Below are 7321 nucleotides of genomic sequence, written 5' to 3'. Positions count from 1 at the left end.
ATGCTTTTTCATGGTCTCGCCCTCGCTGCCGTTGGCTTCTTAGAACGCCACCGTGGCACTGTGATGCCTCGGCGGGGGCGAGTCCATCGATTACAGGAGATCGCGTTCCCCTGTAGGAGCGGCCTTGTGTCGCGATGGGCCGCAAGGCGGCCCCCTGCGGTCTTACAGAATGTAACGCGACAGGTCTTCGTTCTGCGCCAGCTCACCCAGGTGGCTGTTCACATACGCCGCGTCGATCTGGATCGGCGCTTCGTCATGGGTACTGGCCAGGTCGCCAGCGCTGAACGACACCTCTTCGAGCAAACGCTCGAGCAGGGTGTGCAGGCGGCGGGCACCGATGTTCTCGGTCTTCTCGTTGACCTGGTAGGCAATCTCGGCCAGGCGCTTGATACCGTCGGCGAGGAACTCGATGTTCAGGCCTTCGGTCTTGAGCAGGGCCTGGTACTGTTCGGTCAGCGACGCGTGCGGCTCCTGCAGGATGCGCTCGAAGTCTTCCGGGGTCAGGGCCTTGAGTTCCACACGGATCGGCAGGCGGCCTTGCAGCTCGGGCACCAGGTCGCTCGGCTTGCTCAGGTGGAACGCACCCGAAGCAATGAACAGGATGTGGTCGGTCTTGACCATGCCCAGCTTGGTGTTGACGGTGCAGCCTTCGATCAGCGGCAGCAGGTCGCGCTGCACGCCTTCACGGGACACGTCGGCGCCGCCAACGTTGCCGCGCTTGGCAACCTTGTCGATTTCGTCGATGAACACGATGCCGTGCTGCTCGACAGCTTCCAGGGCCTTGGCCTTGAGCTCTTCCTCGTTGACCAGGCGGCTCGCTTCTTCATCGCGAACCATCTTCAGTGCTTCTTTAACCTTCAGCTTGCGCGCCTTGCGCTTGCCTTTGCCCATGTTGGCGAACAGGCTCTGCAGCTGGTTGGTCATTTCTTCCATGCCGGGCGGCGCGGCAATTTCGACGCCCACGGCATCGGCCACTTCGATCTCGATTTCCTTGTCGTCCAGCTGGCCTTCGCGCAGGCGCTTGCGGAACAGCTGGCGGGTGTTGGAATCGGTGCTGGTCTGCGCGGCTTCCTCGGCGAAGCTGCTGACCCGCGCCTGTGGCAGCAGGGCGTCGAGGATGCGGTCTTCGGCGGCGTCTTCGGCGCGGTGGCGCACGCGGATGATCTCTTGCTCACGCAGCATCTTCAATGCTGCATCGGCCAGGTCACGGATGATCGACTCGACGTCGCGGCCCACGTAGCCCACTTCGGTGAACTTGGTGGCTTCGACCTTGAGGAACGGCGCGTTGGCCAGCTTGGCCAGGCGGCGGGCGATTTCGGTCTTGCCGACGCCGGTAGGGCCGATCATCAGGATGTTCTTCGGGGTCACTTCGGCGCGCAGCTCGGCGGGGAGCTGCATGCGCCGCCAGCGGTTGCGCAGGGCGATGGCCACGGCGCGCTTGGCGTCGTCCTGGCCGATGATGTGGCGGTTGAGTTCGTGGACGATCTCGCGGGGGGTCATGGACATGATGAAAATGGTCCTCGGGCGGAATGAATCAGCGTGGAAAAGTCCCGCTCGCAGCGGGACGCCAGAACAACTGATTATTCGGCCAGGTCCTGCTCCTCGATGGTCAGGTTGTGGTTGGTGAACACGCAGATGTCGCCGGCGATGTTCAGGGCGGTCTCGGCGATTTCACGGGCCGAGAGGTCGGTCTTGTTCAGCAGGGCGCGGGCTGCGGCCTGGGCGTAGGCGCCGCCGGAACCCATGGCGATCAGGCCGTCTTCGGGTTCGACCACGTCGCCGTTGCCGGTGATGATCAGGGAGGCGTCCTTGTTGGCCACGGCCAGCATGGCCTCCAGGCGGCTCAGGGAACGGTCGGTACGCCATTCCTTGGCCAGTTCGACGGCGGCGCGGACCAGGTGGCCCTGATGTTTTTCAAGCTGGCCTTCAAAGCGCTCGAACAGGGTGAACGCATCGGCGGTGGCGCCGGCGAAGCCCGCGATGACCTGGCCGTGGTACAGGCGGCGCACCTTCTTGGCGTTGCCTTTCATCACGGTGTTGCCGAGGGATACCTGGCCGTCGCCGCCCATGACGACTTTGCCGTTACGGCGGACAGAAACGATGGTGGTCAAGGGGAGAGTCTCCACGCAGCGGGGCGAAAGTGCCTGATGCAGACTCATATGGGGGTGGGGGGAAGGATTTCAACCGTGGGGGATGAATGGTCGGCTCGGTCTCTTAACCGTACTCGGTCGATGTAGGAGCGGCCTTGTGTCGCGAAAGGGCTGCAAGGCAGCCCCAGGATCTCGGCATCATGCAAGATTAGCTGGGGCCGCTTTGCGGCCCGATCGCGACACAAGGCCGCTCCTACACAAAGCGAGTGTGCGCTTTGTCAGGCCTCGTGGCAGACATGCCCATCGACCAAGGTATAACGCACCGCACCCGGCAGGCAGTGGCCGATGAACGGGCAGTTCTCGCCGCGCGAGAACCACTGCTCGCCGGCCACGGTCGAGGCCTGCGGGTCAAACAGCACCAGGTCGGCCGCGCCACCCACTTTCAGCTCGCCGGCTGGCAGGCGCAGGGCCGCCGCCGGGCCGCTGCTCAGGCGGGCCAGCAAGGTTGGCAGGTCGAGCAGGCCGTCCTGTACCAAGGTCATGGCCAGCGGCAGCAGCAGCTCGACGCTGCTGATGCCCGGTTCGGTGGCGCCGAACGGGGCCAGCTTGGCGTCGCGCTCGTGCGGCTGGTGGTGGCTGGAAATCGCCTGGATCACCCCCGACTTCACAGCCTCGCGCAGGCCGTCGCGGTCAGCGGCGGTGCGCAGCGGCGGCTGCACGTGGTACAGGCTGGAGAACTCGCGCAGCGATTCGTCGGTGAGGATCAGCTGGTACAGCGCCACATCGGCGGTCACCGGCAGGCCCAGGGCCTGGGCCTGGGCGATCAGGCGCGCGCCGCGGGCGCTGGTGATCTGGGTGAAGTGCGCACGCACGCCGGTCTGTTCCACCAGCAGCAGGTTGCGCGCCAGGGCCACGGTCTCGGCGGTTTCCGGAATGCCCGGCAGGCCGAGGAAGCTGGCCATGGCACCTTCGTGGGCCAGGCCACCCTGGGCCAGGTCGCGGTCCTGGGAGTGGAACACCACGGTCAGGTCGAAGGTGGCGGCGTATTCCAGGGCGCGGGCCAAGGTACGGTTGTTGGGGATTTCCTTCAGGCCATTGCCGAAGGCCACGCAGCCGGTGTCGCGCAGGGCCACCAGCTCGGCCAGTTGCTCGCCTTCCAGGCCCTTGGTCAGGGCGCCGATCGGGTAGACCTTGCTGTTGGCGGCCTCGCGGGCGCGGTCGAGGATCAGTTCGGCCACGGCCGAGGTGTCCAGCACCGGCTTGGTCTGCGGCGGGCAGCACAGGCTGGTGACACCGCCGGCGACGGCGGCGCGGGTTTCACTGGCGATGTTGCCTTTGCGGCTGTAGCCCGGCTCGCGCAGGGACACGCCGAGGTCGACCAGGCCGGGCGCGGCGACCAGGCCATCAGCCTGGATCGTGCGGCTGGCGCTGAAGCCGGCCGGGGCTGCACCGATGGCGGCAACGCGGCCGCCGTCCAGGTGCAGGTCGGTGACCTGGTCCAGGCCGCTGTTGGGGTCGATGACCCGGGCGCCGAGAATACTGATGGTCACTGGGCGTTCTCCTGGTCGAATTGACGTTGCGCGTTCTGCCCGCTCATGGCCATGGACAGCACGGCCATGCGCACGGCGATGCCGTAGGTGACCTGGTTGAGGATCACCGAGTGCTTGCCGTCGGCCACCGCCGACTCGATTTCCACGCCGCGGTTGATCGGGCCCGGGTGCATGACGATGGCGTCGGGCTTGGCCCCGGCCAGGCGCGCGGTGGTCAGGCCGAACAGGCGGTAGAACTCGCCTTCGCTGGGCAGCAGGCCACCGGCCATGCGCTCACGCTGCAGGCGCAGCATGATCACCACGTCGACATCCTTCAGGCCTTCGGCGAGGTCGGTGTACACCTTCACGCCGTACTGCTCGATACCGATCGGGATCAGGGTTTTCGGGCCGATCACGCGGATGTCCGGGCAGCCCAGCGCTTTCAGCGCCAGCATGTCGGAGCGGGCCACGCGCGAGTGCAGGATGTCGCCGACGATGGCCACCGACAGGTTCTCGAAGCTGCCCTTGTGGCGGCGGATGGTGAGCATGTCGAGCATGCCCTGGGTCGGGTGCGCATGGCGGCCGTCACCGCCGTTGATCACGGCAACTTCCGGGCACACGTGCTCGGCGATGAAGTGCGCGGCCCCGGAGTCGGAGTGGCGCACCACGAACATGTCGGCGGCCATGGCTTCGAGGTTGCGCAGGGTGTCGAACAGGGTCTCGCCCTTGCTGGTCGAGGAGGTCGACACGTTCAGGCTGATCACGTCGGCCGACAGGCGCTGGGCCGCCAGTTCGAAGGTGGTACGGGTACGGGTGGAGTTCTCGAAGAACACGTTGCACACGGTCTTGCCGCGCAGCAACGGGACTTTCTTCACGGCCCGGGCACCGACTTCCAGGAAGGAGTCGGCGGTGTCGAGGATCTCGGTGAGCAGTTCGCGGGGCAAACCGTCGAGCGAGAGGAAGTGGCGCAGCTGGCCCTGATCATTGAGCTGCAGCGGGCGCTTGGCGTCGATTGGCGTCATCGCGGGGGACTCTTAAAGGGCGGAAGCGGAGGCGAGGTCCTGGCGCTCGAGGGCGAGCGGTGCGGGTCCGGTCAATTTTACCCGTTCATGGGCGGCCAGCGACAGGGTGGCGCCGAGTACATTCGGGCGGATTGGCAGTTCGCCGGCATCCAGGTCCAGCAGGCAGACCAGGGTGACGCTGGCCGGGCGGCCATAATCGAACAGTTCGTTGAGCGCGGCGCGCACCGTGCGGCCGCTCATCAGCACGTCATCCACCAGCACCAGGTGCTGGCCCTCGACCTCGAACGGCAGCTCGGACGGGCGCACTTGCGGGTGCAGGCCGTTCTGGCTGAAGTCGTCGCGATAGAACGACACGTCCAGAGTGCCCATGGGGCTGGTGTCGCCCATGGCTTCCTGCAGGGCCTGGGCAACCCAGACGCCGCCGGTGCGGATGCCGATGTAGCGCGGTTCGGTAATTGCCCGGCGGGCCAGGTGGGCGCGAAGGTCGACGGCCATCTGCCGAATCAGTTCGGCTGGATCGGGTAGGCTCATTGCAGGCTCCTCGGAAGGGTGCGCCGGGCGGGCCCGGCGGCAAAGATGATCAGGTATTGGCCTCCAGCCAGCCTTGCAGCAACAGGGCGGCGGCGATGGCATCGACCGGGTTGTCGCGGTAGCTGCCGCGCTGGCCGCCACGGGCCATGCGCTCGCCCTTGGCCTCGAAGGTGGTCAGGCGTTCGTCGTGGGTGTGCACGGGCAGGTTGAAGCGGCCGTTCAGGCGGCGGGCGAACTTTTCTGCGCGGGCGCTCATTTCGCTGGGGGTGCCGTCCATGTTCAGCGGCAGGCCGACGACGATGGCGTCGGGCTTCCATTCGGCAATCAGCTTTTCCACCTGGGCCCAGTCCGGCACGCCGTTCTGTGCCTTCAGGGTGCAAAGCTCGCGGGCCTGGCCGGTGACCACCTGGCCGACGGCCACGCCGATCTGTTTGCTGCCGTAGTCGAAGCCCAGCAGCAGACGCAGTTCAGGGTGCAGTTCGGCCATCAGGCGTGGCCCGCCTGGCTGGTCAGCAGGTTCAGGTTGATCCCCAGGCTGGCGGCGGCGGCTTCCAGGCGCAGGTCGCTGGTCAGGCCGAAGATGATTTCCGGGTCGAACGGGCAGTTGAGCCAGGCGTTATCGGCAAGCTCCGCTTCCAGTTGGCCCGCTTCCCAGCCGGCATAGCCCAGAGTGATCAGGCTCTGTTTCGGGCCTACCCCGGCGGCGATGGCAAGCAATATATCCTGCGAGGTGGTCAGCGACAGCCCCTCCAGCGCCACGGTGGCCTGGAAACTGCATTCGCTGCTGTGCAGCACGAAGCCACGGTCGGTCTGTACCGGGCCACCTTGATAGATCGGCACCTGCAAGGTGCTGGCCGGTGGCATTTCGTCCGGGCGCAGCTGCTCGAGGATGTCGGCCAGGTTCAGCTCCTGCGGCCGGTTGACCACCAGGCCCATGGCGCCATGGGCGTTGTGCTCGACGATGTACGTGAGGGTCTGGGCGAAGTTCGGATCGGCCATGTGCGGCATGGCGATCAGGAACTGATGCTTGAGGTAGCTCGGCGTGAGGGTTTTCATGGGGGATAGTGTGGCGCCAGGTGGCGAGGCTGACAAGGTGCGTAACGAGGCTTGCGCGTTCCCTGTGGGAGCGGGTTTACCCGCGAATGCGCCAGATCAGGCAATGATGTCGCTTAGTCGGACGCTTTCGCGGGTAAACCCGCTCCCACAGGGACCGCGTAATGCCGAAGGTCAGTTACTGGACAAACGGTCCCCACGGGCAAAGCGCCAGGTGCGGATGATCTCCAGCCGGTCAAACTCGGCCAGGTCCCCGGTAAACGGCGCAAACGGCGCCGCCAGTCGCACGATGCGCTGCGCCGCCTGGTCCAGCACCGGTTGCCCGGACGACTCCAGCACCAGCACCTCGTACAGCGAGCCATCGCGGTTGATCGACACCATCATGCGCAGGTTGCCGTAGATCTGTTGCCGGCGCGCTTCGTCGGGGTAGTTCAGGTTGCCCACCCGCTCGACCTTCTTGCGCCACTCTTCCTTGTACCAGGCACCCTTGTCGCGCATGGTCGAGGCGGCATTGAGCCGGTGGATGCGCGGGCGCTTGGCGTACATCTGCTGTTCGTTGGACAGCTCCGCCTCCAGGCTGGCGATCTGGCTGGACAACTGCGAGCTGTCGAAGTCCGGTGCCGGGGCTGCCGGCTTGGGCTGCGGCTTGCTTTCCCTGGGCTTGGGCTCGACCTTCTGTGGCTTGGGCGCCGTGGTCACTACCGCCGACTTCTGCGGGACAGGGGGCGGTACCACCTCGGGCTTCGCGGCGGGTGGCGGGGTGATCTTGTTGATCTTGCTGTCCTGGAACGGTGCCAGTTCGGTGGTCTTGGGCACCGCTTTCTTGTCCAGGGTGCCGCTGCCCTGCTGGTTGTCCTGGGCCTGGAAATCGGCCTTCTCCGGCGGTTTCTCGCTCTTGAAGGTGGCCAGGGTGATGTCCATGGTGTGGCGGATTTCGGCAGGCTTGACCACGCTGAAGCCGACGCCGAGGATCAGCGCCAGGTGCACCAGGGCAGCCAGGAACAGGGTAAAGCCGAGCCGGTCCACCGGGCGAACACGGGGGGGCAGCAGGTCGGCGGGGATGTCAGCGGGCAGCGTCATCAGGTTTCCAGCAACC

At 66.1% G+C, this 7321-nt stretch carries 8 protein-coding genes; all 8 read right to left on the bottom strand.

Features of this window, described 5'->3' with window-relative positions:
• Positions 1-162: 162 nt before the first annotated feature.
• The 8 genes from hslU to ABIB24_RS18260 all read right to left on the bottom strand — a co-directional run bounded on the left by hslU (position 163) and on the right by ABIB24_RS18260 (position 7305).
• Positions 163-1506, bottom strand: a complete 1344-nt coding sequence (hslU, locus tag ABIB24_RS18295) for an ATP-dependent protease ATPase subunit HslU (protein ID WP_015272084.1) — start codon at positions 1504-1506, stop codon at positions 163-165.
• A 74-nt stretch (positions 1507-1580) separates the two neighbouring features.
• Positions 1581-2111 (bottom strand): ATP-dependent protease subunit HslV, encoded by a 531-nt coding sequence (hslV, locus tag ABIB24_RS18290; RefSeq protein WP_025340909.1) that lies wholly within the window; start codon positions 2109-2111, stop codon positions 1581-1583.
• Positions 2112-2368: 257 nt separating this feature from the next.
• Complete coding sequence (locus tag ABIB24_RS18285) at positions 2369-3640, bottom strand: dihydroorotase (RefSeq protein ID WP_354316973.1); 1272 nt, start codon at positions 3638-3640, stop codon at positions 2369-2371.
• Entirely contained in the window at positions 3637-4641 is a 1005-nt protein-coding gene (locus tag ABIB24_RS18280; protein WP_003257774.1) for an aspartate carbamoyltransferase catalytic subunit, read from the bottom strand. The genes ABIB24_RS18285 and ABIB24_RS18280 overlap by 4 nt, the downstream gene beginning before the upstream one ends.
• A gap of 12 nt (positions 4642-4653) precedes the next feature.
• Entirely contained in the window at positions 4654-5172 is a 519-nt protein-coding gene (gene pyrR, locus ABIB24_RS18275; RefSeq protein WP_025340908.1) for a bifunctional pyr operon transcriptional regulator/uracil phosphoribosyltransferase PyrR, read from the bottom strand.
• A gap of 49 nt (positions 5173-5221) precedes the next feature.
• Complete coding sequence (gene ruvX / locus ABIB24_RS18270) at positions 5222-5659, bottom strand: Holliday junction resolvase RuvX (protein ID WP_013974530.1); 438 nt, start codon at positions 5657-5659, stop codon at positions 5222-5224.
• Positions 5659-6228: a YqgE/AlgH family protein gene (locus tag ABIB24_RS18265; protein ID WP_015272081.1), complete on the bottom strand. Its 570-nt coding sequence runs from the start codon at positions 6226-6228 to the stop codon at positions 5659-5661. The genes ruvX and ABIB24_RS18265 overlap by 1 nt, the downstream gene beginning before the upstream one ends.
• 171 nt (positions 6229-6399) lie before the next feature.
• On the bottom strand, positions 6400-7305 hold the full coding sequence (locus ABIB24_RS18260) for an energy transducer TonB (protein WP_013974528.1): 906 nt from the start codon (positions 7303-7305) through the stop codon (positions 6400-6402).
• Positions 7306-7321 lie beyond the last annotated feature (16 nt).

This window comes from Pseudomonas sp. UYEF17 (genome assembly GCF_040546125.1).
In the GTDB taxonomy this organism is placed as follows: domain Bacteria; phylum Pseudomonadota; class Gammaproteobacteria; order Pseudomonadales; family Pseudomonadaceae; genus Aquipseudomonas; species Aquipseudomonas putida_Z.
This window is presented reverse-complemented; position numbering and strand designations above follow the sequence as displayed.